The 25,445-nt window shown below is 73.8% G+C and carries 24 protein-coding genes; 15 read left to right on the top strand and 9 right to left on the bottom strand.

Annotated elements, in window-relative coordinates:
- Position 1: 1 nt before the first annotated feature.
- Genes ACIRQY_RS04575 through ACIRQY_RS04565 form a run of 3 tightly spaced genes read right to left on the bottom strand, consistent with a single transcriptional unit; the run spans position 2 to position 2,963 of the window.
- On the bottom strand, positions 2-154 hold the full coding sequence (locus ACIRQY_RS04575) for a hypothetical protein (RefSeq protein WP_403922468.1): 153 nt from the start codon (positions 152-154) through the stop codon (positions 2-4).
- Positions 151-1,836, bottom strand: coding sequence for a substrate-binding domain-containing protein (locus tag ACIRQY_RS04570; protein ID WP_403922467.1), 1,686 nt, complete (start codon positions 1,834-1,836; stop codon positions 151-153). Before ACIRQY_RS04570 ends, ACIRQY_RS04575 begins: the two co-directional genes overlap by 4 nt.
- Complete coding sequence (locus tag ACIRQY_RS04565) at positions 1,833-2,963, bottom strand: hypothetical protein (protein ID WP_403922466.1); 1,131 nt, start codon at positions 2,961-2,963, stop codon at positions 1,833-1,835. Before ACIRQY_RS04565 ends, ACIRQY_RS04570 begins: the two co-directional genes overlap by 4 nt.
- 97 nt (positions 2,964-3,060) lie before the next feature.
- Between ACIRQY_RS04565 and ACIRQY_RS04560 the strand changes: the two genes are divergently transcribed.
- Complete coding sequence (locus ACIRQY_RS04560; RefSeq protein WP_403922465.1) at positions 3,061-3,483, top strand: hypothetical protein; 423 nt, start codon at positions 3,061-3,063, stop codon at positions 3,481-3,483.
- Positions 3,484-3,622: 139 nt separating this feature from the next.
- Here ACIRQY_RS04560 and ACIRQY_RS04555 read toward each other — a convergent pair whose 3' ends face one another.
- Positions 3,623-4,015, bottom strand: coding sequence for a hypothetical protein (locus tag ACIRQY_RS04555; protein WP_403922464.1), 393 nt, complete (start codon positions 4,013-4,015; stop codon positions 3,623-3,625).
- Between the two features lie 113 nt (positions 4,016-4,128).
- Positions 4,129-5,340, bottom strand: a complete 1,212-nt coding sequence (locus tag ACIRQY_RS04550) for a pyridoxal phosphate-dependent aminotransferase (RefSeq protein WP_351791264.1) — start codon at positions 5,338-5,340, stop codon at positions 4,129-4,131.
- A 147-nt stretch (positions 5,341-5,487) separates the two neighbouring features.
- Here ACIRQY_RS04550 and mptB point away from each other — a divergent pair, with 147 nt between their 5' ends.
- Positions 5,488-6,984 (top strand): polyprenol phosphomannose-dependent alpha 1,6 mannosyltransferase MptB, encoded by a 1,497-nt coding sequence (gene mptB / locus ACIRQY_RS04545; protein ID WP_403922463.1) that lies wholly within the window; start codon positions 5,488-5,490, stop codon positions 6,982-6,984.
- Positions 6,985-7,093: 109 nt separating this feature from the next.
- On the opposite strand, the gene ACIRQY_RS04540 is transcribed toward mptB, so the two are convergent.
- Complete coding sequence (locus tag ACIRQY_RS04540; protein ID WP_403922462.1) at positions 7,094-8,686, bottom strand: amidohydrolase family protein; 1,593 nt, start codon at positions 8,684-8,686, stop codon at positions 7,094-7,096.
- A gap of 30 nt (positions 8,687-8,716) precedes the next feature.
- On the bottom strand, positions 8,717-9,982 hold the full coding sequence (locus ACIRQY_RS04535) for an alanine racemase (protein WP_403922461.1): 1,266 nt from the start codon (positions 9,980-9,982) through the stop codon (positions 8,717-8,719).
- A gap of 431 nt (positions 9,983-10,413) precedes the next feature.
- Between ACIRQY_RS04535 and ACIRQY_RS04530 the strand changes: the two genes are divergently transcribed.
- The 3 genes from ACIRQY_RS04530 to ACIRQY_RS04520 are packed head-to-tail and all read left to right on the top strand — an operon-like array spanning position 10,414 to position 12,652.
- On the top strand, positions 10,414-11,454 hold the full coding sequence (locus ACIRQY_RS04530; protein WP_403922829.1) for a sugar kinase: 1,041 nt from the start codon (positions 10,414-10,416) through the stop codon (positions 11,452-11,454).
- Positions 11,451-12,245 (top strand): IclR family transcriptional regulator, encoded by a 795-nt coding sequence (locus ACIRQY_RS04525; RefSeq protein ID WP_351791250.1) that lies wholly within the window; start codon positions 11,451-11,453, stop codon positions 12,243-12,245. The genes ACIRQY_RS04530 and ACIRQY_RS04525 overlap by 4 nt, the downstream gene beginning before the upstream one ends.
- Positions 12,242-12,652: a RidA family protein gene (locus ACIRQY_RS04520; protein WP_351791247.1), complete on the top strand. Its 411-nt coding sequence runs from the start codon at positions 12,242-12,244 to the stop codon at positions 12,650-12,652. Before ACIRQY_RS04525 ends, ACIRQY_RS04520 begins: the two co-directional genes overlap by 4 nt.
- Positions 12,653-12,782: 130 nt before the next feature.
- Here the strand turns inward: ACIRQY_RS04520 and ACIRQY_RS04515 are convergent, their stop codons facing one another.
- Both ACIRQY_RS04515 and ACIRQY_RS04510 read right to left on the bottom strand, forming a co-directional pair.
- The gene (locus tag ACIRQY_RS04515) at positions 12,783-14,141 is read right to left on the bottom strand and encodes a M14 family metallopeptidase (protein WP_403922460.1); all 1,359 of its coding nucleotides are present in this window, start codon (positions 14,139-14,141) and stop codon (positions 12,783-12,785) included.
- 422 nt (positions 14,142-14,563) lie between these two features.
- On the bottom strand, positions 14,564-16,276 hold the full coding sequence (locus ACIRQY_RS04510) for a chitinase (RefSeq protein WP_403922459.1): 1,713 nt from the start codon (positions 16,274-16,276) through the stop codon (positions 14,564-14,566).
- Positions 16,277-16,899: 623 nt separating this feature from the next.
- On the opposite strand from ACIRQY_RS04510, the gene ACIRQY_RS04505 reads away from it, so the two are divergent.
- The 10 genes from ACIRQY_RS04505 (at position 16,900) to ACIRQY_RS04460 (ending at position 25,404) form a co-directional block, all read left to right on the top strand.
- Positions 16,900-17,760, top strand: a complete 861-nt coding sequence (locus tag ACIRQY_RS04505) for a hypothetical protein (protein WP_351791239.1) — start codon at positions 16,900-16,902, stop codon at positions 17,758-17,760.
- Between the two features lie 90 nt (positions 17,761-17,850).
- Positions 17,851-18,558, top strand: coding sequence for a Flp pilus assembly protein CpaB (locus ACIRQY_RS04500; RefSeq protein ID WP_351791236.1), 708 nt, complete (start codon positions 17,851-17,853; stop codon positions 18,556-18,558).
- Positions 18,559-18,565: 7 nt separating this feature from the next.
- Positions 18,566-19,831 carry an AAA family ATPase gene (locus ACIRQY_RS04495; RefSeq protein WP_351791234.1) on the top strand — a complete coding sequence of 422 codons (1,266 nt, stop codon included), beginning with the start codon at positions 18,566-18,568 and terminating at the stop codon, positions 19,829-19,831.
- A gap of 57 nt (positions 19,832-19,888) precedes the next feature.
- Positions 19,889-20,203, top strand: coding sequence for a pilus assembly protein (locus ACIRQY_RS04490; protein ID WP_403922828.1), 315 nt, complete (start codon positions 19,889-19,891; stop codon positions 20,201-20,203).
- A gap of 239 nt (positions 20,204-20,442) precedes the next feature.
- Complete coding sequence (locus ACIRQY_RS04485; RefSeq protein WP_403922458.1) at positions 20,443-21,066, top strand: TadE/TadG family type IV pilus assembly protein; 624 nt, start codon at positions 20,443-20,445, stop codon at positions 21,064-21,066.
- Positions 21,063-22,409 carry a CpaF family protein gene (locus tag ACIRQY_RS04480; protein WP_351791225.1) on the top strand — a complete coding sequence of 449 codons (1,347 nt, stop codon included), beginning with the start codon at positions 21,063-21,065 and terminating at the stop codon, positions 22,407-22,409. The genes ACIRQY_RS04485 and ACIRQY_RS04480 overlap by 4 nt, the downstream gene beginning before the upstream one ends.
- Positions 22,406-23,347 carry a type II secretion system F family protein gene (locus tag ACIRQY_RS04475; protein ID WP_351791223.1) on the top strand — a complete coding sequence of 314 codons (942 nt, stop codon included), beginning with the start codon at positions 22,406-22,408 and terminating at the stop codon, positions 23,345-23,347. Before ACIRQY_RS04480 ends, ACIRQY_RS04475 begins: the two co-directional genes overlap by 4 nt.
- A 10-nt stretch (positions 23,348-23,357) precedes the next feature.
- Positions 23,358-24,245: a DUF5936 domain-containing protein gene (locus tag ACIRQY_RS04470; RefSeq protein ID WP_351791220.1), complete on the top strand. Its 888-nt coding sequence runs from the start codon at positions 23,358-23,360 to the stop codon at positions 24,243-24,245.
- Positions 24,246-24,514: 269 nt separating this feature from the next.
- A complete protein-coding gene (locus ACIRQY_RS04465) occupies positions 24,515-24,721 on the top strand; it encodes a Flp family type IVb pilin (protein ID WP_351791436.1) in 207 nt (68 codons plus the stop codon).
- A gap of 2 nt (positions 24,722-24,723) precedes the next feature.
- Positions 24,724-25,404: a pilus assembly protein TadG-related protein gene (locus ACIRQY_RS04460; RefSeq protein WP_403922457.1), complete on the top strand. Its 681-nt coding sequence runs from the start codon at positions 24,724-24,726 to the stop codon at positions 25,402-25,404.
- Positions 25,405-25,445: the final 41 nt, after the last annotated feature.

Here is a 25,445-nt window from a genome sequence, read left to right as displayed (position 1 = left end):
CTCAGGCTCCGGGGGCCGGAGCATGTCCGCGATCAGTGGCCGCGCGCTCCTCCGCGTACCGGGTGCGGATCCGCCGCCGGAGCTCCTCCGCGTCCCGCAGGGCCCCCGCGACCGCGCCCGCCTCCTCCCGCAGCGCGGCCGGCCGGGCCGTCACTGGTAGCCGCGGATCTCCTCGAAGGCGGCGTCGAGCGGGCCCTTCGTCGCGTCGAACAGCCTGCCCCCGGTGAGCTCCGCGATGTGGTCGAGGGCGCCCCGGTCGGAGTCCCCGAACAGGATCGGGAAGACCGGGGTGTGCCGCTGCGCGGCGGGCAGGGAGCCGTAGAAGCGGTCGAAGGCGGCGGCCGGGTCGCCGTCGGTGTTCTCCCCGTCCGTCATCAGCACCACCGAGGTGAACGTGTCCCCGGGGGTCCGGCCGAGGAAGCGGTACGCCTCCTGGAGGCTGGAGTAGATCGCGGTGCCGCCCGAGGCGGTGAGCCCGCGCGCGTCGGCCGCGATGGCGTCCAGCGCGGACCCCGGCGCCGCCGGATCGACCGTGTGCGTGCGCACCCCGTCCCGCTTCACCGTCGAACCGAACGGCATCAGGGTCACCTCCTCGCGGTCGCGGAAGTCCCCGGTCAGCTCCACGAGCGCCGCCTTCAGCCGGTCGAGCCGGTCACCGGCCATGGAACCCGAGGTGTCGAGGACGTACACCGTGCGGGAGGGCCTGCGCAGGGTGTTGTCGTAGGCGTCGAGCAGCCCGTCCGCCACCGCCCGGCTGCCCGGGAACGGCAGCTCGCGCCGGGGGTCGCGGGCCAGCGCCGCCGCCGGTTCCACCCCGGGGACCACCGGCCGCCGCAGCGTCGTCGTGGTGATCCGCCGCTGTGCCTCCGGGGTGCGCAGATACGTGGTGAGCCGCCCCGCCGCCTCCTTCGCCTCGGGGCGGGCCGAGGTGAGCAGGGTCAGCGGGTAGTCGGCGGTCACCACCCCGTCCGCGGGGCGGATCACGGTCAGCCTCCCGGGCGCGGACAGCAGCACGGACTCGTAGTTGACCAGCGCGTCCACGTCGGGCCTGCGGGCGTACGCGGAGGCCAGCCAGCCGGAGGAGCCCGAGGTCAGCTTCTGCCCCCGGAAGAACTCCTTCAGCCGGGGCGTGGCGCGGGCGACGTCCCGCCCGGTCAGTGCCGACTGGGCGCCGGAGAGTCCCGAGGCCACCGAGACGAGCGCGGAGAAGCCCGAGTGGGAGCGCTTCGGGTCGGTCATGCCGTACGTCAGGCTCCCGGCGGCCACCGCCCGGTGAAGCTCTGGCCAGGTGACCTTCGCCGGGTCCCAGCCGAGCCGCGCCACCGCCTCCGGGCGGACGCCGACGGCCACCGGGGAGGTCATCACCGGGGTCTCGCCGGTGATCCGGCGGGCGGTGTCCGGGCGGATCCGCAGGGAGGCGTTCGAGGAGAGCCAGATCGCGTCGTACGCCGTGTCCGCCTCGCCCGAGGCGATCCGCTCGACGGCGTCGAGGGTGCCGGTGTAGGTGAGCCGGACGGTGACGCCGGTCGCCGTCCGGGCCTCGGCGAGGACCGGCGCCATGTCGGCCAGCTCGGAGGAGGCGAGGACCCGGAGGGTGCGGGGGGCGTGTGCCCGGCCGTCCCCGTCGGGGCCGCCGTCGCCGCCGCTCGGGGTGGTGCAGGAGCTGCCGGTGGCCGTGACGAGGAGGGCGAGCACGAGCCCGACGAGAGCGCGGGGGCGGGCGCGGGGGCGGCGCCGGACCGGCGGGACGGGCTCGGGCGGGGCGAGGACGGGCGGGGTGTCGTGCTCGGGCGGTGTCAGGGCCATCGTCCTTCTCGGGTCCTCGGATGTGGTCATGGAGTGTCCCCCTGGTCACGGGCCCGCAGGGCCATCTCGTGCAGCACCTCGACGGTGGGCACGGGCGCCTGGCGGATCCCGGTCAGCGTCTGGTCGAGGTAGGCGGTGTGGGCCCCGGTCGCGGTGCTGAACTCGTCCGCCGCGCCCTGCGGGCGGAAGCCGTGACGGACCACGAGCCCGCGCAACTCGGGATCGGTGGAGAGGAGTTCGCCGAGCCGTCGGCCGTTCTCGGTGAGCGGTACGAGGGTGTGGTCGCTGTTGACGGTGGTGTCCGGGTAGAGGACGACGAGGTCGCCCATCGGGCGTCCGGCCAGGAGCTGTGCGGCGACCTGGGACTCGTACACGAGGACGAGCGGATTGCCCGCGCCGCTCACGAAGTCGCGGAAGGGGGCGTCGGAGCCGGACTGCTGGGCGCCCTGCACCTGGATCAGCTTGCGGAGCAGCGGGGCGGTGCGGGTCACGGCCGCGCTGTCGGCCGCGACCCGGCCGCCGTCGGCGACATAGCTCGCGGCGGCCAGGTAGAGGGCTCCGGAGCTGGAGGCGAGGGGGTCGGTGGAGGTGATGAAGACGGTGCCGCTGAGTTCGGCGTGGCCCGTGGAGCCCTTGAGCTGCTGCCAGGTCCGGTCGGCGCGGGCCGCCGCGAGGTAGGCGCCCATCCTCAGGGTGCCGCTGGTGCCGCGCGGGCCGAGGGTCGCCAGGCCGTTCCCGGCGAGGACCCGGGCGGCGGCGCTGTGCGCGACGACGACGAGCGGCGAGTAGAAGGGGCGCAGCGGCGCGGTCGCCGCCCGGTCCCGCGTCCTCGCCTTGGCGCGGAGTCCGTCGGCCGGGCCCTTGGCGGCGGGGAAGGCGAAGTCGTAGCCGTCCAGGGGCAGTTCCTCCATGTCCCAGGACCCTGAGGTCTCGGTCACCACGGTGAGGCCCTTCGCGGCGAGGGCCTTCACCACCTGCGGGTCGGCGAAGAACTCGGCCTTCTCCGATCCGATCACTCCTCGCACGGTCCTCGTCGCCGTGTCCGTGTCCTTGTCGCCGCCCGTCATGAGGACGGCGGCGCCGCCGCCGAGGAGCAGGGCGGCCAGGACGATTCCCAGGATGCGTCTCACGCGGGCAGCGTGCTCGCGGAAACCCACGTTCCAGGGGGAGTTGGATGTACGGGGAGTGAAGGGGCGATCCCGGTACCGAACCGGAGCGGGGGGTACCGTGGCCCTCCTTCGAGGGGGTGGTGGAATGCCGCGCTGGGCGGTGGTGACGCTGGTGGTGGCGGGGGCGCTCGTCGTCCTCGTACCGATCGGGATCTTCGTCGGCTTCGTCTACGTGTACGGGAAGAACCACGAGAACATGCGCTTCCCGTCCGAGGACGTGACGGTCGCGCGGTGTGGCGTCGATCCGGAGACCCGGCGGCCGGTGGCGGAGCTGTCGATCACCAGCCGGGCGGCCCGGGACGGCACCTTCACGGTGAGCGTGGGGTTCCTGGACGGTCAGGGGGCGGTCGCCGACCAGGGCACCGGGGCGGCTCTGGAGGTCGCGCCCGGGGCCACCGGCACCACGGTGGTCACGGGTGCCAGGGCGTTCGGCGGGGGCGAGCCGCGCTGTGTCGTCGAGGACGCCGTCTTCGCCTCCACCGGGCCGTCGGCGACCGCCACCCCGTGAGGCCGTGCCCGTGAGGCCGTGACCGGTGGGGCTGGGTCCAGCGGGGTCGTGTCCCGGCGGCGGGGCCCGCCTCGTGGGGCCGGCCCCTGGGGTGGGTGGCACCCGGTCCGCGCGTTTCGTGACGCGCGGACCGGGGCCGTCAGGGGGCGCCGACCAGGGATTCCCCGGCCAGTGCCGCGGTGTGCGCGTCCATGCGCCCGGCGGCGAGGATCGCGGCGGCGGTGTCCGCCCGGGAGGCGGCGACGACCAGGGCGCGGCCCGCGAGGGCGTGGGCCCTGTGGTGCAGGTCCTGCGGCGCGGCGCCGCTCAGACCGGCGTGCCGGGCGGGCGGCGCACCGCGCAGCCGCGCCACCTGGCGGGCGATCAGCTCGCCCGCCTCCGTGTCGCCCAGCTCGTCGGTGACGGCGAGCAGGGCGGCGAGGTGTCCGGCGAGCTGGATGTCCAGCTCCTCCTCGCGGGAGCGGTGCGGATACGCGTCCTGGGTGTCGTCGGCCATCCGGTGGACCGACTTGGTGCGGATCGGTTCGTACATGGGGACGGCCTCCTGAGGTGCTCGGGAGCCATCCTAGCTTAGATTCCGTCTAAAGTTGAGCGTTGTCCGGTGTGGGTGTGCGGAACGGTGGCGCCCCGCACCCGGCCGCCCGGTCAGTGCTGGGCGTATCCGTCCAGGAACCGCCCGATCCGTGTCACCGCGTCCGCCAGGTCCGCCGCCGCGGGCAGGGTGACGATCCGGAAGTGGTCGGGCTCGTGCCAGTTGAAGCCCGTCCCGTGCACCACCATGATCTTCTCCGCCCGCAGCAGGTCCAGGACCATCTGCCGGTCGTCCTTGATCTTGTAGACGTTCGGGTCGAGCTTCGGGAACAGGTACAGCGCCCCCTTCGGCTTCACGCACGTCACGCCGGGGATCCGGGTCAGCAGCTCGTACGCCGTGTCCCGCTGTTCCAGGAGCCGCCCGCCCGGCAGTACCAGGTCCTCGATCGACTGGCGGCCCTGGAGCGCCGCCGCCACCGCGTGCTGCGCGGGCATGTTCGCGCAGAGGCGCATGTTGGCCAGGATCGTGAGGCCCTCGATGTACGAGGACGCGTGGTGCTTCGGTCCGCAGACCGCGAGCCAGCCGGAGCGGAAGCCCGCCACCCGGTAGTTCTTGCTCATCCCGTTGAAGGTGAGGACCAGCAGGTCGGGGGCGATCGCGGCGGTCGGGGTGTGGGTGGCCCCGTCGTAGAGGATCTTGTCGTAGATCTCGTCCGAGCAGATCACCAGACCGTGGCGGCGGGCGATCTCCGTCAGGGAGCGCAGCATCTCGTCGTCGTAGACCGCGCCGGTCGGGTTGTTCGGATTGATGATCACGATCGCCTTGGTGCGGTCGGTGATCTTCCGCTCGATGTCCGCGAGGTCCGGCATCCAGTCCGCCTGCTCGTCGCAGCGGTAGTGCACGGCCGTCCCGCCCGCGAGCGACACCGACGCCGTCCACAGCGGATAGTCCGGGGCCGGGACGAGGACCTCGTCGCCGTCGTCGAGCAGCGCCTGCATCGACATCTGGATCAGCTCCGAGACGCCGTTGCCGAGGTAGATGTCCTCGACGGAGAGCGGGATGCCCTTGGTCTCGTAGTGGCTCATCACCGCGCGGCGGGCCGCGAGCAGTCCCTTCGCGTCCCCGTAGCCGTGCGCCTCGGAGAGGTTGCGCAGGACGTCTTCCAGGATCGCAGGCGGGCACTCGAAGCCGAAGGCGGCCGGATTGCCGGTGTTCAGCTTGAGGATGCGATGACCCGCGGCTTCGAGCCGCATCGCCTCTTCGAGCACCGGACCCCGGATTTCGTAACAGACGTTGGCGAGCTTCGTGGACTGGATCACCTGCATGCCGAGAGCTTACGGCCGGGCGGGCCGGGCCGCCTCGTGTTTTGGACCACGTGGAGCACCCCGCGGGCCCGGTGGTACGGGGGTTCGGCCGTCCGTGGGCCGCCGGGCGGACGGAGTCACCCGGACGGCGGGATAGGTTGGGCGGTCATGTGGGTTTTCAGCGCCTCCGGATGCCGGTGGCTGGGTGTGGCCGGATCGCTCGCCGTCGCCGCGGGCGGGTGGGCCGCCGGAACGCTGCCGGTCCTCGGCGGCGGGGGGCTGTGGGAGCCGCGCGGCTCCGCCCTCACCCTGGCCGGCGCGCTCCTCGCGTACCTCGGCCTCGCCGTGCTCGTCGCCGCCTGGTGGCGGTACGGCGTGCTGCTCCTCCGGGGGCGGTGCCACGGCGTCCTCACCACCCTCGCCTGCTGGACCGCGCCGCTGCTGTTCGCCCCGCCGCTGCACAGCGCCGACGTCTACAGCTACATCGCGCAGGGCGCCATGGTCGTCGAGGGGCACGACGTGTACGGCGGCGGGCCCGCCGTCCTCGGCCCCGGCGAGCTGGGCGCCGACGCCGCCGCGTCCGTCGGCGGCCACTGGACCGACACCCCGGCACCGTACGGGCCCGCCTTCCTCGTCCTGGCCCGGCTGGTCGTCGAACTGACCGGCGGCTCGGTCGTCCCCGCCGTGCTCGGCATGCGGCTCCTCGCGGTCGGCGCGCTCGCCCTGATCGTCTGGGCCGTCCGGGCGCTCGGCGGCGGACCCGGCGGACGCGACGGCGCGGTGTGGCTCGCCGCGCTCAACCCGCTGCTGCTGGTCCATGTCGTCGGCGGCGCCCACAACGACGGTCTGATGGCCGGGCTGATGCTGGCGGGCGTGGTGCTCGCGGTGCGCGGGCGCTGGGTGCTCGGCTGCGTCCTCGTCGGACTCGCCATGATGGTCAAGTCGCCCGCGGCGGTGGCGCTGCTGTTCATCGGTGTGACGGTCGCCCGGCGCGACGGCGGTGTCCGGGGCGTCCTCAAGGGGCTCGTCCTGCCGGGGCTGGTCGCCGCGACGGTCGCCGCCGCCGCCACGGTCGCCGCCGGAACCGGCTTCGGCTGGCTGCGGACGCAGAGCGTCGCCGGGACCATCCACACCGCGCTCTCGGTCACCAGCGACCTCGGTCTCGGCCTCGGGCTGCTCCTCGGCGACGACCCCGACCCCGTGAAGAACGTCGTGCAGAAGCTCGGGCTGCTCCTCGCCGCCGTGATCATCCTGGAGCTGGCCCGGCGGGCCTGGCGGGGCCGGATCGACCCGGTCCTGGGCCTCGGCCTCGCCCTCGCCGCCCTGGTGGCGCTCTCCCCGATGGTCCAGCCCTGGTACCTGCTGTGGGGGACGACCGTGGTCGCGGCGACGGCGTGGCGGAGCCGGTCGGGACAGCTCCTCGCGGTGCTCTCGGCGGCGCTCGTCTGGGAGACGGCCCCGTCCGGACGCACCCCCTGGTACGGCTTCGCGCTGGCCGGGGCGGTCCTCGCGGCCGGTCTGCTGTGGGCGCGGCGGGACCCGTGGCCCCGGGCGGGGGAGCTCGCACCCGGCCCGTCCGCCGGGCCGTCCGTCGGCCCGCAGGCGGGCCCGCCGGTCGAGCCGCCCGCCGACTCGTCCGCCGGGGCGGTGGCGGCCGGGCGGTAGGGTCCCGCCGCTTCCGCCGCTTCCGGCGGTGGCGCCGGGGCGCGGGGCGGGGCCCCGGGGCAGGTCTGGTGACCGTCGCCGGGTCCGCCCGAGCCGACCGCCCGGCCGGTCACTCGGTCCGGCGGACCGACCTTCCCGCCAGGACGTCCGTGCGCCGCCCGTCCTCCATCACGAAACGCCCGTCGACCAGGACGTGCGGGATGCCCGTCGGCAGCGTCCGGGGCTCGGCGTACGTGGAGCCCGCGCCGACCGTCTCCGGGTCGAAGAGGACCAGGTCCGCCACGTACCCCTCGCGGACCAGACCCCGGTCCGGCAGCCGCAGCCGGGCCGCCGGACGCCCGGTCAGATGGGCCACGCACTCCTCCAGGGAGAGGACGCCCAGCTCGCGCACGTACCGGCCCAGGTAGCGGGGGAAGGTGCCGTACGCCCGGGGGTGCGGCTTGGTGCCCTGGAGGATGCCGTCCGAGCCGCCGGTGTGCGCCCGGTGCCGCATGATCGTCCGGACGTTCTCCTCGTGGCCCACGTGCTGGAGGATCGTGGAGCCGAGCCGGTCCGCCAGGAGCAGGCGGCGGGCCGTCGGCCAGCCGTCCACCCGGCGGCCCACGTGCTCCGCGAGCCCCGGCTCCGAGACCCCCGAGATCTCGATCGTCTCCCAGTCGACCGGCACCCCGTGACAGCCGTCCGAGCCGACGACCTCCAGATCGTGCCGGATGCGCTCGGCCGTCGCGTCGTCCCGGAGCCGGGCCAGGACCGCCTCGGGACCGCCCTCGCCCGCCCAGCTCGGCAGCAGCGCGACCAGGGTCGTACAGCCGGGTGTGTACGGGTACGTGTCGAGGCTGATGTCCGCGCCCGCGTCCATGGCCGCGTCGAGCAGCGCCAGCAGTTCCGGCGCCCGGCCCTCGTTCACCCCGAAGTTCATCGTGGCGTGGGCCAGGTGCAGCGCGCAGCCCGCGTCCCGGGTCAGCCGCACCATCTCCTCGTACGCCCGCAGCGCCCCCGCCCCGTACGAACGGTGGTGCGGGCAGTAGTAGCCGCCATACTCGGCCACGACCCGGCACAGCTCGGTCAGCTCGGCGTCCGGCGCGTACATCCCCGGGGTGTACGTGAGGCCGGACGACATGCCGACGGCGCCCTGCTCCAGGCCCTCCGCGACCAGCCGCCGCATCCGGTCCAGCTCCGCCCCGGTGGCCGGCCGGTCGTCCCAGCCCACGGCCAGCATCCGGACCGTGCCCTGGGGGACGAGATAGGCCGCGTTGACGGCGATGCCCCGGCCGTCGTGGCCCCGGTCGAGACGGTCGAGGTACTCGCCGACCGTGCGCCAGTCGAAGTCGATGTCGTCGCCGGAGCCGTTCCAGCCGGTGATGGCCCGGCGGACCTCCGCGAGCGTGCGGTCGTCGGCCGGTGCGTACGAGAGGCCGTCCTGGCCCAGCACTTCGAGGGTCACGCCCTGCGCGGCCTTCGCCAGGTGCTCGGGGTCGCGGAGCAGCGCGAGGTCGCTGTGGGCGTGCATGTCGATGAAGCCGGGGGCCAGCACGAGCCCCTCGGCGTCCACCGAGCGCCGGGCGGTGGGCCGCCGGCACCCGGCCGCCGCGGCCTCCTGGACGATCGCGGCGATCCGGCCGCCCTCGATCGCCACGTCGGCCCGGTAGGAGGGGCCGCCGGTGCCGTCGACGACCTCCGCGTCACGGAAGACGAGATCCATGGCTGTCCTGTTCTCCGTTCCCTCCCGCTCCTAGAAGAAGGTCCGGACGTAGTCGACGACCGTGCCGTCCGCCTCCACCAGCGGGATCAGCTGCCACTTGTCGAAGGCCGTGCACGGGTGCGAGAGCCCCATGCCGAGCCAGTCGCCGACCTCCAGGGCGGCGCCCTCCCCGGTCCGTACCCAGGCGTGCTGGTCGGAGAGGCCGGTCACGGTGATGCCGTCGGCGGGCCGGATCTCGCCGGTGCGCCCGTCGCGGACCACCTGGGCCTCCGGCAGGTGCAGGTCGTGGGCGGCGTCGCGCTTGCCCGCGTTGGTGAACGCCTGCTCGGGCGTCGGGCGGGACACCACCTGCGACCAGAGCCGGAACGCGGGCTCCAGGGCGCCCTCCTCGGGGACCCGGTTGAACGGGGTCAGCTTCCGGTAGTGGCCGTCGTCGTGGGAGACGTACGCGCCGGAGCGCAGCAGCCGCAGGACGGGCAGGGACAGCGCGGGGATCTCCGCGAAGACCTCGGCGACCGCGTCGAACCAGGCGCTGCCGCCCGCGCTGACGACGATCTCGCCGATCGCCGGGTCGAAGCGGCCCGCCGCGTCGAAGCGCGCGGCGAGGGCGGTCAGCCGGCGGAGCCAGCTCCGCACCCGTTCGCCGTCGGCGTCCGGCACCTCGCCCTCGTACCCGGCGACGCCGACGAGCCGGAGCGTGCCGGTCGCGGCGACCGCGTCGGCGACCGCCGCGCACTCGGCCTCGGTGCGCGCTCCGGTACGGGCTCCCTCGCCCGCGCCCAGTTCGACGACGACGTCCACCGGGCGGGTCGCCCCGGCGGCGCTCAGGGCCTCGTCCATGAGCTCCACGCCCCGGACGGAGTCGACGTAGCAGACGAACCGGAAGCCGGGGTCGGCGTCCAGCTCGGCGGCGAGCCAGCGCAGCGCGACGGCGTCGACCAGTTCGTTGGCGAGGAAGATCCGGGCGATGCCGTGGGCCCGGTAGACACGGGCCTGGTGGGGCACGGCGGCGGTGATGCCCCAGGCGCCGCGCGCGAGCTGCCGGTCGAACAGCTGGGGGGCCATGGAGGTCTTGCCGTGCGGGGCGAAGGCGAGGCCGTGGCGCTCGGCGTACGTCTCCAGGAGGCGCAGGTTGTGTTCGACGGACTCGGCGGACAGGGCGAGGACGGGAGTGGTGAAACCACCGGTGAAGAGGTTGCGCCGCTGGGCCGCGAGTTCGCCGACGGTCAGGCCCTCGGCGTCCGGGGGCAGGGCCTTGAATCGGTGGTCGACGCGCTCGTTCGCCAGGTCGGGCATGAGGCCTCCTCATCGAGGGTGTTGCAGGATGTGCAACACTCATTGCGCATATTGCTCATCGCTGTCTAACATCCGGGCCGAGGCCGGGTCAATGGAATCCGGGGAGTCGAGCCACGGGGAGCCCGAGAGTGAGCGGACACGCGCCCGCGGACCCGAGCGGGGACGCGGCTCCCGGCGGGACGCCGGGAAACGCGACGGGACCGGTCCGTACGGACGGCCGGAAGGCCGGTGCGGGCCCGGCGCCCGGCCCCGGCCCGGCAGCGGTCCCGCCGGCCGTCGTGGCACCGGCGGCCGCTTCCGGCCCCGTGGGGGTCCGGGCACCCGCGGCCACGGGGGCCCCGTCCCCGGCACCCGTGCCCGTACACGTGGAGTCCCCGGCGGGGGCGTCGGCAGGGGTGGCGGCCGAGGTACCGGCGGAGGCGGCGGCCGAGGTGCCGCCCGGGTCCGGCGGGCCCGATGTCGTCTGTCTCGGCGAGTCCATGGTGACCTTCCTGCCCACCCGGCCGGGGCGGCTCGCCGACGTGCCCGCGTTCACCCGGGCGATCGGCGGCGCCGAGTCCAACGTCGCCTGCGCCCTCGCCGCCGCCGGACACCGGGTCCGCTGGGTCGGCCGGGTCGGCCGCGACGGCTTCGGCGACCACCTCGTCGAGACCATCGCCGCCCACGGCGTCGACGTCCGGGACGTCGGCCGCGACCCGCGCCGCCCGACCGGCGTCTACTTCCGCACCGCCGCCGACCGCTCCACCGACGCCCACGAGGTCGCCTACTACCGGGCCGGTTCCGCCGCCTCCGCGATGTCCCCCGCGACCGTGCCGTACGACACCGTCGCCGACGCGCGCGTCCTGCACCTCTCCGGCATCACCGCCGCCCTCTCCGCCGACTGCCTGGCCCTGATGCGCGAGCTCACCGCCGCCCGGCCGGGCCGCCCGCTCGTCTCCTTCGACCTCAACTACCGGCCCGCGCTCTGGCCCGGCGGCCCGGCCGCCGCCGGACCCGTCCTCCTCGACCTCGCCCGCCGCGCCGACCTCCTCTTCGTCGGCGCCGACGAGGCCGCCCAGGTGTGGGGCCTGGCGGACGTCGACGCCGTCGTGGCGGCGCTCCCCGAGCCCGCCCTGCTGATCGTCAAGCTCGGCGAGCACGGCGCCCTCGCCGTCGACCGCCGCGACCGCACGGCCGCCCCCGCCGTCACCCGCGTCCCCGCCCCCCGCGTGGACGTCGTCGCCCCCGTCGGCGCCGGGGACGCCTTCGCCGCCGGGTTCCTCTCCGCGACCCTGCGCGGGCTCGGCGTCCGGGCCCGGCTCCGGCACGGACACCTGGCCGCCGCCGCCGCGCTCACCGTCCCCGGCGACCTCGCGCCCCCGCCCCGCCGGGCCCACGCCGACCGGCTGGCCGCGCTCGACGACGCCGCCTGGGGCACACTTCACCTCGGCCCCGGCTGGACCGGGGACGACCAGGAGGTACGCACCCCATGAGCCAGACCGTCGACCGGGCACTCAACATCCTGCCGCTGCTCGCCCAGGGCCCCGCCGACCTCGGGCAGGTCGCCGACCGGCTCGGCGTCCACAAGTCCACGGCCCTGCGCCTGCTGCGCACCCTCCACGAGCACGGCCTCGTGCACCGGCAGCAGGACCAGCGGTACCGGCTCGGCGCCCGGCTCTTCGCCCTCGCCCAGGAGGCCATGGAGAACCTCGACCTCCGCGAGATCGCCCACCCCTACCTGACCGCGCTCAACGAGCGGATCGGGCACACGATCCACCTCGCGGTCCGCGAGGAGGGCGAGGTCCTCTACATCGACAAGGTCGAGAGCCGCTACCCGGTCCGGATGTACTCGCGCATCGGCAAGCCCGTCGCGATCACCGTCGCCGCCGTCGCCAAACTGCTCCTGGCCGACCTCCCCGAGCAGGAGCGGCGCGCCATCGCCGCGAAGCTCGACTACCCCCCGTACACGTCCCGTTCGACCCCGAACGCCGCCGCCTTCCTCAAGGAGCTGGCGACCGTACGCGAACAGGGCTGGGCCACCGACCTCGGCGGCCACGAGGAGTCCATCAACTGCGTGGGCGCCCCCGTCCGCGGCGCCGACGGGCGCGTCGTCGCCGCGATGTCGGTCTCGGCGCCCAACGTGGTCGTCACGGCCGAGGAACTCCTCACCCTCCTCCCGCAGGTGCGCCGCACCGCGGACGCCATCAGCCGGGAGTACTCCGGCACCGCCCCGGGCGCCGACCGCGAGTACCCCGGCACCGCCCCGACCAAGGACACCGCATGAGCGAGAAGACCGCGATCACCCCCGCCACGCACACCACCCCGCCCGCGAAGTTCTCGCACGGCGTGCGGAAGGGCAACATCCTCCAGGTCGCAGGACAGGTCGGCTTCCTGCCCGCCGTCGAGGGCCAGGCCCCGACCGTCGCCGGTCCGAGCCTGCGCGAGCAGACCCTCCAGACCTTCGCCAACGTCAAGGCGATCCTGGAGGAGGGCGGCGCGAGCTGGGACGACGTGATGATGACGCGCGTCTACCTGACGGACGTGGACCACTTCGCCGAGATGAACGAGATCTACAACCAGTACTTCGAGGAACAGGGCCTCAAGGCCCCCGCCTCGGCCCGTACGACCGTCTACGTCGGCCTCCCGGCCGGTCTGCTCATCGAGATCGACGCGCTCGCCGTCCTGGGCTGAGCCCCCGGCGGAACACGCCGTCCTGGGCTGAGCCCGGCGGAACACGCCGTCCCGGGCCGAGCCCCGGCGGAACACGAGGAGGGCGCCCCGGCCGCGCGGCCGGGGCGCCCTCACGCGCGTGTACGGACCGTCAGGCCGCGCAGTACTGCGCCTGCTTGCCGATCGAGCGGTACATGCAGTCCGCGTTCTCCAGGAGCTGCAGGACGGCGTCCCGGTTGCGGCTGGTCTCGCGCTCGATGACCTCGTCGGGCGGGTAGAAGCCGCCCCCGCCGGCCGAGGCCGGGTACATCTCGAAGGTGTACCCGAAGATCCGCTGCGAGCCCCACAGCCAGTCGTCTATCGACCCGTCGGTGATGTACAGGTCGCTGGACTGCTCCGGCGTGTAGCCGTTGCTCGCGGCCATGCTGGTGCCGACCTTCGCGAAGGCGTCCCGGTCGTCCTGGGTCATGCCGGGGGCGGTGTTCGCGGTGGTCCAGCCGAAGGGCCAGAGCACCAGTTCGCTGTAGGTGTGGAAGTCGATGGCCGCGGTGATCTGCTGCTTGCCGCCGACCACCCGGGTGCGCACGAAGTCGGCGACGACCTTCACCTCGGGGGCGGACTCGGGGGCCGTGCCCCGGTAGGTCTCGGAGCTCTTGGAGCTGGAGGAGCCGCCGCAGCAGCCCCACTTGTAGTCCCAGTTCCGGTTGGTGTCCGTGCCGATGTACGAGGAGCCGGAGTTGGGCTGCCGGTTCTTGCGCCAGCTGCGGTAGGAGCCGGTGGCGATGTCGTACTCGCCGCCGTCCGGGTTGAGGTCGGGGACGATCCAGATCTCACGGTTGTTCACCATGTTCGTGATCCGGCTGTCGGTGCCGTACCCGGCGCCCAGCTCGCGCAGCAGGTACAGCGCCATCTCGACGGTGAGGTGCTCGCGGGCGTGCTGGTGGTGGGTGAAGAGGACCTCGGGCTCGTTCTCGTCGGTGGCGACGTTGTCGCTGATCTTGATGGCGACGATGTCCCGGCCCTCGTACGACTTCCCGATCACCCGCCTGCTCATGATCGACGGGTACTGGGCGAGCCGCTGGGCGATCTCCGCGTTCGTCTCCGCGTAGTTGTGGTACCTCGCGTCGGCGGAGGGGAAGTCGAGCGGGCCGAGGGCGGACCGGGCGGACTCGCCCCGGTCGGGGGGCGCGGGCAGCGCGGTGACCCGGTGGCCGAGCGCCCTGAGCCGCTTCAGCTGCTCGGTGTTGGCGCTGACGACGACCGAGCGGGCGTCGACCTCGTCGATGGAGACGCCGGTGGCGGCGGCGAGCGCGGTGCGGTCGGCGGCGGTGGCGGGTCCGGCGACCTCGTACTGCCGGATCACCTCCTCGGCGCCGGAGGCGATGCGGGCGGCGGTCGGCGCCGGGTCGGCCCCGGCGGGGGTGGAGAGGGCGGAGAGGGGCGCCGCGAGGGCGAGCGCCACGAGGGCCGCGAGGGTGGCGGTCCTTCTGCCGCGGGTGGGACGTCGCATGGTGTCTCCTGGGTGGGGAGTGTGGGGGAGTGCGACAAACGCGTGCGGGTGTCCGGCCACATGGTGGGGCCATGTCATGGACCGGTCAAGGTGAGGAGTTCGGCCACGGTGGCTCGCGCGAGACCCTCGGGGGCGTGTCGTGGGGCACCAGCCGGGCGAGAACGGTACGGGGCCGCCGCCGGGGCGGGGGGAGGCCGGGCCGCGCGGGGGCCGGATGGCGGAAGGGCCGTGCGGCACGGGGGCGCCGGGGCCGGACGCGCCGCAGCGCCGCCGGGGGAGCGGCGGCGCTGCGGGTGGGGTGCCGTACGGCCGGACCGGAGCGGACGGCCGTACGGCGGGGTGTCGCGGCGGACGGAGCCCGCGACGGGGTGTCGTGCGGTGACCCGGCGGGACGGGTGTCGTACCGGGTCGCGGCGGACGGGTTACGGCAGGCCGTGGACGTGCGGGCCGACCGCGTTCGACCAGGCGTTGCCCGCCGTCGCGTCCCAGTTGGTCGACCAGGTCATCGCGCCGCGCAGGGTCGGCCACGCCTGGGTCGGCTTGTAGGTGCCGCAGCCGGTGAGCTTGGTCAGGCAGTCGAGCGCGTTCTTCACGATCTGCGGGTCGACGTAACCGCTGCCCGCGCCCCGGGTGGAGGCGGGGACGCCCAGGCCGACCTGCGAGGGGTCGAGACCGCCCTGGATCTGGATGCAGGCGAGCGCGGTGAGGAAGTCCACCGAGCCCTGGCTGTAGACCTTGCCGTCGCAGCCCAGCATGGCGCCGCTGTTGTAGTACTGGGTGTTGACGACCGTGAGGATGTCCTTCACCGCGAGCGCCGTCTTGAAGTACTCGGTGCCCGTGCTCTGCATGTCGATGGTCTGCGGGGCCATCGTCAGGACCATGGTGGAGCCCGCCTTGGCGGAGAGCTGGCGCAGCGCCTTGGTCAGGTAGGTCGAGTTGATGCCGTGTTCGAGGTCGATGTCGATCCCGTTGAAGCCGTACTCCTGGAACAGGGCGTAGGCGCTGTTCGCGAAGGCGGTGGCGCTGGCGTCACTGTTGATCGTGACGTTGCCCTTCTCGCCGCCGACGGAGATGATCACCGACTTGCCCGCGGCCTTCTTCGCGGCGACGTCCGCCTTGAAGTCGGCGACCGAGGCGTAGCCGACGGCCGGGTCCAGGTTGAAGGTGATCTGGCCGGGCGTGGTCGTCGAGTCCGCGAAGGAGACGGCGATGATGTCGTACTGGGACTGCACGTCACGGAGCTTCTGGACCGTGGCGCCGTTGTTGAAGTTCTGCCAGTAGCCGGTGACGGCGTGCTTGGGCACGGCCGGGCCGGGGCCCGTGTTGTCCTTGGTGGTCCTGGCGGCGACGGCCGTGGACTTGGCGGACTCGCCCGCGGTGTTCGTCGCGGCGACCTGGAACTGGTACGCGGTGTCGGCGGTGAGACCGGAGACGGTGGCCGAGGTGCCGGTGACCGTCTGCGGGTTGGCCCCGTCGCGGTAGACCTTGTAGGCGGTGGCTCCGGCGACGGCGTTCCAGCTCAGGGCCACCGACGAGGAGGTGACCGTGCCCGTGGCGAGACCGGCCGGGGTGGCCGGGATCACCGGGTCGGGGTCCGGGATGCCCCCGCCGTCGGGGCCGAAGACGCTGACGTCGTCGACGACGTAGGCGGAGGTGCCGTACCAGCCGTGGGTGTAGATCTGCACCGAGGTGGTGCTCGCGCCGGTGGTGAAGGTGGTGGTGAGCTGCTTCCAGCCGGGGCTGTCGGGCGTCCAGGTGGAGACGGTGCCGGTGCCGGTCCCGGTGTTGGCGGCGCCGAGGTACGCGTAGCCGCCCTGGACCCACGCGCTCAGCGTGTACGTCGAGTTGGGCTTCACGGTCACGTTCTGCGTGCACTTGGCGTTGTCGAGCCCGCCGGGGGCGGCCCTGAGGGCGCCGACACCGGTGCGGACCGGGGTGGCGACGACGGCGCCGCTCCCGGCGGAACAGGCCCAGTTGGCCAGGCCGTTCTCGAATCCGGCGTTCTTGGCGACGTTGACGTCGGCCGCCTGGGCGGTGCCGGCTCCGCCGACGAGGACGAGCCCGGTGCCGACGGCGAGCGCGAGGGCGCCGCCGAGCCAGCGGCGTCCGTGCGGGCGGATGGTGGTGCGGTCCACGTGCGTCCTCCGGTGGGGGAGTTGTGGGGATCTGGAGGTGCCGTACGTCGTCGTACGGTGCCCCGTACGGGTACGGGGCGTGCGGGGGTACGGAAAACGTGCGGTGTACGAAGAGGTGCGGGGAGTGCGGACGGCGGCCACCGTTGTCGGAACAAGCTGGTCCAGACCAATCCCGTTGTCAAGACCTCTGGCAGCAAGGGCTGTTCGGGCGGGGTGGGGGCGGGGCGGAAGTCCGGGCGGAGGGTGCGGCGGAAGCGGGGGCGGAAGTCCGGGGCGGAGGGCGCGGCGGGAAGCGGGGCGGAAGCCCGGGCGGAGGGCGTGGTGGCGTCGTGGTGGAGGACGGGGCGGAGGGCGTGGTGGCTTCGTGGTGGAGGACGGGGCGTGGGCCGGAGCGGACGCCGGGGCTGAGGGCGGGCGGAAGTCGCGGCGGCGCGCGGGCGGAAGGGCCCGGCCCCGGGTCCCCGGCCCGAAGAAAAGGGAGGAGCTTGGTGGATTGTGTGTTCACCACCCCGGGTGGCCTGGATAGGGTGCAGAGGCGGCGGCGCCTGCGGTGACGCCCCGAACGCGGTAAGTGATCCGCGGCACCCGGGACGCGGGAGGCCGACGGGGACGGGGGGTCCGACGTGCCGACAGCGATCGCGGTCACCAGCGCCGATCTGGTGCTGCCCCCCACCGACCCCGGAACCCCCCAGGCGGCCGTCCTCCCGGCCCCCGGGACCCAGCCGCTCGACGCCTCCGTCGCCGACATGCAGCAGCTCCTCGCCCGCTACGGACACGTGGTCGTGGTCTGCCCCGCCTCCGCCCCCGCGCCCGTCGAGCACCGGCTGCGCGCCGTCCGGGGCCTGCTGGAGAGCGACCGGATCGCCCTGGTCCGCACCGACCTGCCACCCCTGGGCGCCGCCGTCCTCGTCCGCCAGCTCCGCCAGCTCGCGGGCTGCGACCTCAGCCCCGGGGTCCTCGCCTCCGCCGCCCGGCTGCTCGCCCACTACATCTACGCCGGAGCCGTCCTCGGCAGCGTCTCCCGCCTCGACCGCGTCCCCGTCGGCCTCGGCTCCCACCTCAAGAGCTGGCTCCCCGGCGCCCACTTCGCGGTCCTCGCCGGACCGACCCCCCAGATGATCCGCCTCGGCAACAGCGGAGAGAGCCTCGCCGGGCCCGAGTTCGCCACCGAACTCCTCCTCGCCCGGGGCCAGCTCCAGACCGACTGGCCCGCCACCACCCTCGCCCCCGGCTGGGGCGTCGGGGGCCAGATCCAGGAGGCACCGCTGCCCGGGGCCTCGCCCGGCTGGTGGGGCACCGGGAAACTCGTCGAGTTCGCCGCGTACCTCCCCGACCTGCCGGTCCTCTACCAGCTCGTCTCCTCCGTGCGCCGCGAGACCTGCCACTGGTGCGCCATGGACCTCATCGGCGACCGCTGCGGATTCTGCGCCGCCCCGGTCGCCGGGCACCCCGTGCCGACGCCCGCGCGGGACGCCGCACCGTGACCGGCACCGTGACCGGCACCGTGACCGGCACCGAGACTGGCACCGCCCTTGCCCGCTCCGACCCACGCCCCCGATCGAGGTAGTCCGGCCATGAACTCCCGCCAGCGCCGCGGCGTCATCCTGCTGCTGCTGTCCGTCCTGTGCGCCCTCGGTGCCTTCGCCGGTGTCCTCGCCGTCATCAGCGACGTGAACTCCAAGGTCGGACCGGAGACCACCGCGTACCGCATCAAGGACGACGTGGCCCCCTACACCGCCCTGCGCCCGAACCAGTTCGAGAAGTTCAGCGTCCCCGAGCGCTGGCTCTCCGGCACCGCCGTGACCGATCTGCGCCAGATCGAGGGCAAGATCGCCGTCACCCGGCTGAAGGCCGGCTCCCTCCTCCAGTCCGACATGATCGTCAAACGGCCCGAACTCCAGCCGGGACAGCAGGAGATCGCCATCATGATCGACGCCGGGACCGGTGTCGCCGGAAAGATCACCGCCGGGGCCACGGTCAACATCTACGCCACCTTCGCGGGCGAGAAGAAGGGCGAAGCCGCCCAGTCCCGCATGATCGTCGCCGGGGCCCGGGTCATGGACGTCGGCCGCCTCACCCCCATCGGCGACCGCTCCGACCGCGCCGACCGGGCCACCTCCGCCGTCCCCATCACCTTCGCCCTCTCCACCCTCGACACCCAGCGCGTCGCGTACGCCGAGTCCTTCGCCGAGCACGTGCGCCTCGCCCTCGTCGCCCCCAGCACCGGCGGCGCCCCCGCCGACAAGGGCGACCGCACCTACACGCTCGAAAAGGACAAGTGAGGCCGGTATGACCATCAGGATCCTGCCGGCCGTCGGCGACCCCGACGCGGCCCGGTCCGTGACCACGCTGATCGGCCAGCTCCCCGACGCCGAACCCGCCCCGCCGGTCACCGACTCCACCCAGCTCGTCGACACCCTCGCCCGGCTCGCCGCCGCCTCCCTCGACGAACTCCCCGAGGTCGTCCTCGTCCACGAGCGGATCGGACCCGTCCCGGCCCTCGAACTGGTCCGCGAGGTCGCCCTCCGCTTCCCCGCCGTCGGCGTGGTCCTCATCACCGCCGACGCCAGCCCCGTCCTGTTCTCCGCCGCCATGGACTCCGGCGCGCGCGGTCTGGTCACCCTCCCGCTGGGCTACGAGGAACTCGCCAGCCGCGTCCAGGCCGCCGCCCAGTGGTCCCTGGGCGTCCGCCGCCACCTCGGCGGCGGCGCCGAACAGATCACCGGCCCCGGCGGCACGGTCGTCACCGTCAGCGGCGCCAAGGGCGGTGTCGGCACCACCGTCACCGCCGTCCAACTGGCCCTCGCCGCCCGCGCCTCGGGACGGACCGTCGCCCTGGTCGACATGGACCTCCAGAGCGGCGACCTCGCCTCCTACCTCGACGTCCAGTTCCGCCGCTCCGTCGCCGACCTGGCCACCATCACCGACATCTCGACGAGGGTCCTCCAGGACGCCGTGTACGTCCACGAGACCGGGCTCTCCCTGCTCCTCGCGCCCGCCGAGGGCGAACGCGGCGAGGAGGTCACCGACCGCGCCGCCCGCCAGATCGTCAGCGCCCTGCGCGGCCGTCACGAGGTCGTCGTCGTCGACTGCGGCTCCCAGCTGAGCGGCGCGGGCGCCGCCGCCGTCGAGATGGCCGACACCGCCCTCCTCGTCGTCACCCCCGACGTCGTCGCGGTCCGCGCCGCCCGGCGGACCGTCCGCATGTGGGAACGGCTCCAGGTCCGCAAGGCGGAGGAGACCGTCACGGTCGTCAACCGGCACAGCCGTTCCGCCGAGATCCAGCCGCCCCTCGTCCAGAAGATCACCGGCACCCGGGTGGCGGGCGTCTCCGTCCCCGCGCAGTTCAAGGAGCTCCAGGCCGTCGTCGACGCGGGCAAGCTGCACGAACTCGACGCCAAGTCCACCGTCAAGCAGGCCCTGTGGGCGCTCGCCGGGGAGCTGGGCCTCGTCGGGACGGCCGCCGCCGGTGCCGCCGACCGGCCCGGCAAGCAGCTCGTGCGCGCGGGCGACCGGGGCTCGCTCGGGCTGCGCCGCCGTACCGGAGGACGCTGAGCCGTGACCGCGATCCGGGACGACGACGGGGGACAGGTGGCGGTGGAGTTCGTCGGCATGGTGCCGGTGATCCTGCTGACCCTCGCCCTGCTCTGGCAGATCGTCCTGGTCGGCTACACGTACACCCTGGCGGGGAACGCGGCGGACGAGGCGGCCCGCGCGGCGGCGGTCGGCGGCGACTGCGGCGAGGCGGCCCTGCGCCACCTCGACGGAGCCTGGGCCTCCGGCGCCCGGCCGCACTGCTCCAAGGGCGGCGGCATGGTGACGGCGGTCGTCACGATCGACGTCCCCCTCCTGGTCCCGGGCCTCGGAAGCCTCCTCCCGGTCAAGGCCGAGGCGGCGGCGGTGGACGAGGAGGACCTCGGCCGATGACACACGAGAACCGGACCCGTCTCCGTACGCGCACCGCCGGGAGACCCCCTCGACGGGGCGACGCTCCCTCACTCCCGGACCCCCTCACCGGCCCGGAGACGGCCTTGGACGGTGCTCGTACGGGGGCGGGAACGCCCGCCCCGGACCCGTACGGTGCTCGTACGGGGACGGGCCCGGCGAGGGTGACGGCGCCCCGCGCCGGTGCTCGTACGGCCCCGGACGGCCGTGCTCGTACAGAGATGGACGCGCCCGCCCCGGAGACGGCCCCGGCCGGTGCTCGTACGGAGACGGGACCGGCCACGGCGAAGGCGCCCGGCGCCGGTCGCGCGCCGGGCTCCCGGGCCCGTGCGGCGACGGCCCCGCGTGCGGGAGCGGCGCCCCGCGCCCGTACGGTCCCGGATCCCCGCCTCCGTACCGCCCCGGACACGCACCCCGCCCCCGCGGCGACGGCCGCGCTCCCGTCCCACCGGGCCACCCGGGCGACCGGACCGTCCGCCCGGCACCGTGACCGGGGCCAGGTCGCCATCGAGTACCTCGGCTTCCTGCCCGTCCTGCTGCTCGTCGGACTCGCCGGGCTCCAGCTCGGCTTCGCCGCGTACGCCGCCCAGCAGGCGGGCACCGCCGCACGCGCCGCCGCGCGGGCGGAGGCGGTGCGGGCCGAGGACCCGCTCGGGCCCGACCCCGACGCCGTCGGCTGGGCCGCCGCCCCCTGGGCCACCGCCGTCGACGCGGGCCAGGAAGGCGACGTCGCCGTCGCCACCGTCACCGTCCGCGTCCCCTCCGTCGTGCCCTTCCTCTGGGAATTCGACCCCGTCAAGAAGACCGCCACCATGCCCCTGAGCGACGAGGAGGCCCGGCCATGAGCCTGCGGTCCAGGATCAACGCCCCCGAGGAGCGCGGCGGCCCCGCCTCGGCCCGGGAGGACGGCCACCTCGTCGCCGCCTTCCGCGCCAAGCTCCTGGAGGAGATCGACCTCACCGAGATGTCCGCGCTGGCCGCCGCCGAGCGCCGGGCCCGGCTGGAACGCGTCCTCGGCCACATCATCAGCCGCGAGGGCCCGGTCCTCTCCACCGCCGAACGCTCCCAGCTGATCCGCCGGGTCGTCGACGAGGCCCTCGGACTCGGCGTCCTCGAACCGCTCCTCGAAGACGCCTCCATCACCGAGATCATGGTCAACGGCCCCGACCAGATCTTCATCGAACGCGCGGGCCGCGTCGAACTCCTGCCGCTCCGCTTCGCCTCCCACGACCAGCTGATGCAGACCATCGAGCGGATCGTCTCCACCGTCAACCGGCGCGTCGACGAGTCCAACCCGATGGTCGACGCCCGGCTCCCGTCCGGCGAACGCGTCAACGTCATCATCCCGCCGCTCTCCCTCACCGGCGCCACCCTCACCATCCGCCGCTTCCCCCGCGCGTACACCCTCCACGAGATGGTCGGCCTCGGCTCCCTCGACGAGCAGATGCTGCTGCTGCTCTCCGGGCTCGTCCAGGCCAAGTTCAACCTGATCGTCTCCGGCGCCACCGGCACCGGGAAGACCACCCTCCTCAACGCCCTCTCCGGCCTCGTCCCCGACGGCGAACGCATCATCACCATCGAGGACTCCGCCGAACTCCAGCTCCAGCAGTCCCACGTCATCCGGCTCGAAGCCCGCCCGCCGAACATCGAGGGCCGGGGCGCCATCACCATCCGCGACCTCGTCCGCAACTCCCTGCGGATGCGCCCCGACCGGATCATCGTCGGAGAGGTCCGGGGCGGCGAGACCCTCGACATGCTCCAGGCCATGTCCACCGGCCACGACGGCTCCCTGGCCACCGTCCACGCCAACTCCGCCGAGGACGCCCTGATGCGCCTCCAGACCCTCGCCTCCATGTCCGAGGTCAAGGTCCCCTTCGAGGCGCTCCGCGACCAGATCAACAGCGCCGTCGACGTCCTCGTCCAGCTCACCCGGCACCCCGACGGCACCCGCAGGATCACCGAGATCTCCGTCCTCGCCTCGCACGGCAGGGAACGCTTCCTGCTCGCCACCGTCTGCCGCTTCCACGCCCAGCCGCTCGCCGCCGACGGCCGGGTGTACGGACAGTTCACCTACCACCCGCTGCCCCGGCGCGTCGCCGAACGCCTCTACCTGGCGGGCCAGCCCCTCCCGCAGGCCTTCGGCGTGGCCCCGACCGACGCCCACCTCACCACCCGCGAGGCGGAATGATGACCGACCCCTTCTGGCTCACGGTGGCCGTGACGCTGCTCGCCTGCGCGCTCGGCATCACCGGCGTCCAGCTGTACGCGAGCGGTGCCCGCCGCCACGCGGCCCTCGTCGCCCGCCTCGACGACACCGCCGCACCCGGCACCGGGGGTCGCCGCCGCGCCTTCCGGGGCATCGACCGGCGGGTCCGGCGCACCGCCCTAGGCCGGAGACTGGAACTGCGGATCGCGGCCACCGGACGGGACATCACCCCCGGCGAGTTCACCGTCGCCCTCGCCGTGACCGTCGTCGTCCTCTGGACGGCCGGACAGGCCGCGCTGTCCCCGTTCTTCGGCCCGATCTGCGGACTCGTCGGCATCTGGGCCGCCCTCGGCTACCTCAACTGGCAGCGCCAGAAACGCATCGAGAAGTTCATCAACCAACTCCCCGAACTCTCCCGCATCCTGGCCAACGCCACCCAGGCCGGACTCGCCCTCCGGATGGCCCTCAGCCTCGCCGCCGACGAGCTCGAATCCCCCGCCGGTGACGAACTGGAGAAGGTCGCCCAGCAGTTGGCCGTCGGCACCTCCCTCGACGACGCCCTCGGCGAACTCGCCGAACGCCTGCCCTCCCGCGAACTCGTCGTCCTCGTCACCACCCTGGTCCTCGCCAACCGGGCGGGCGGCACCGTCGTCTCCTCCCTGCGCAACCTCACCGAGACCCTGGAGGAACGCAAGGAGACCCGGCGCGAGGTCCGCACCCAGCTCTCCCAGGTCAGCATGACCGCGTACTCCGTCCCCGTCATCGGCATCGGCTCCCTCTTCCTCATCGACAACATGCAGCCAGGCGCCCTCGACCGCATGACCGGCTCCGGGATCGGACAGGCCGCCGTCGTCGCCGCCTTCGCCCTGTACGCGGTCGGCTTCGTCGTCATCCGCCGCTTCTCCAAGATCGACGTGTAGGGGCCGCGCCATGGGACTCCTCCTCTCCCTCCTCGCCGGGCTCTCCGTCGCGGGCATCGGCTACGGCCTGCGCCTCTACCGCGCCGACGCCAAGCTCCCCGACGACCTCAGACTCGCCCTGGAGGTCGGCGCCACCCGCACCGGAGCCGTCGACTCCGCCGTCGACCGGCTCGGGATGCGCTGGTCCCCGGCGGTGCTGCGGCTCATGGGCCCCACGCGCGTCAACGCCGTCCGCCGCCGCATCGACCTTGCCGGGAACCCCGGCGGCCTCACCATCGACCGGTACGGGGCCCGCCGGGCCGTCTACGGCTTCCTGGGCCTCCTCGGCGCCCTCGTGATGCTCGGCAAGGGCTCGTACCTGACCGCCCTGCTGCTCCTCGCCTTCGGCGCCTTCTGGACCGAGGTCGGCATCTGGTCCGCCGTCCGCATCCGCAAGGACCAGATCGAACGCACCCTGCCGGACTTCCTCGACGTCCTCGCCGTCGTCGTCTCCGCCGGACTCGGCTTCCGCCAGGCCCTCGAACGCGTCGCCGAGAAGTACGAGGGCCCCTGGGCCGACGAACTCCGCATCACCCTGCGCCAGATGGACATGGGCGTCAGCCGCAGACAGGCCTTCGACGAACTGCGCCGCCGCAACGACTCGGAACAGGTAGCCCAGTTCGTCACCGCCCTCCAGCAGGGCGAGGAGCTCGGCGCGCCGATCGTCGACACCCTCATCCAGATCGCCGACGACATGCGCCGCACCGACGCCCAGAACGCCCGCCGCAAGGCCGCCAGGGCGGTCCCCAAAGCGACCATGGTCATCACCACGCTCATGGTCCCCGCCACGATCATCCTGCTCGGCGCGGGCCTCTTCCTCGGCACCGGCACCGACTTCGGCTCGGTCACGGGCGAGTGAGGGGGACGGGATGAGGAACGGCGAACGGGCCCGGGAGCCCCAGCGGCCGCCGTACCGCCGCGAGGCGCGGCTGTACGGAGAAGGCGGTCAAGAGACACATCTTCGTCAAACTGCCCACCCGGAACCGCACCGAGGCCATAGCCTCCAGGCTGGGCACCGGGCCCCGCCCACGACCGGACCTGACGAACGGGTCCCGGGGCCCTGGGTAGTGAGGAACGCACGGGCGTACAGTGCCGGTGCGCAGGCGTCCGGACGCGGAGGGGACCACGATGAACGACGCGATGCTGAAGCTCTTGACCAAGGCCAGAGTCCACACCACCACGGCCCTGTCCCGCAGGGACCGGGGCCAGACGGCCGTGGAGTACCTCGGGATCATCGTGGTGGTGGTGGCGATCGTGATCGCGATCACGGGCACGGACATCGGAAGCACGATCCTGACGGCCATCAAGAACAAGATCGCCAAACTCACCGGCTGAGCATGTGCGTGCGCGGGCGCGACGACTCGGGACAGGCCTTCCCCGTCTACATCGCCGTGATCGCGGGCCTGCTCTTCCTGGCGTTCGCCTACTTCGTGGTCGGGGCGGCCACCACCCTCCGCGGCGGCGCCCAGACCGCGGCCGACGCCGCCGCGCTGGCCGCCGCCCAGGACGCCCGCGACCAGTTGCGCACCGAGTGGCTGAGCGTCATCGGGGACCCCGCGCAGTGGGACCCGATCCTGCGGGGCAGGGGCTACCTGGACGGCCCCGCCTGCCGGCGCGCGGCGGACCTCGCGGACCGCAACGGTGCCGCGCTGGCCGCGAGCGGCGGCTGCGAGCCGCTGGCGACGGGGGACGAGGGGTTCAGGGTGACCGTGCGCACCACGGGGACGGTCGGACGGTCCCTCGTCCCCGGTACGGAGTCCCAGCGCGCCGAGGCCTCCGCCGAGGCGGTGATCGAGCCCCGTTGCAGCTTCGACCCGCCGGAGCCGACCGCACCACCCACGGAGCCGACGGCACCACCGACGGAACCGGGAGGGCCCGATCAGCCGGAGGACCCGGGGCCCGAGGAGCCCGAGGTGGTCACCGGCCTCACCTGTGACGGCGAGGAGTGGGAGATCGACCCGGCGGACCCGGTGCTTCCCGGCGCCAAGGACCTCTTCACCGTTCGACTGACCGACTGACCGACTGACCGACTGAGCTGCGACGGCGAGTACAGAAAAGG

It is taken from the genome of Streptomyces sp. NPDC101490, from assembly GCF_044767145.1.
Lineage (GTDB): Bacteria > Actinomycetota > Actinomycetes > Streptomycetales > Streptomycetaceae > Streptomyces.
Note: the sequence above shows the minus strand (reverse complement) of the source record. Positions and strands in the feature narration are given on the sequence as shown.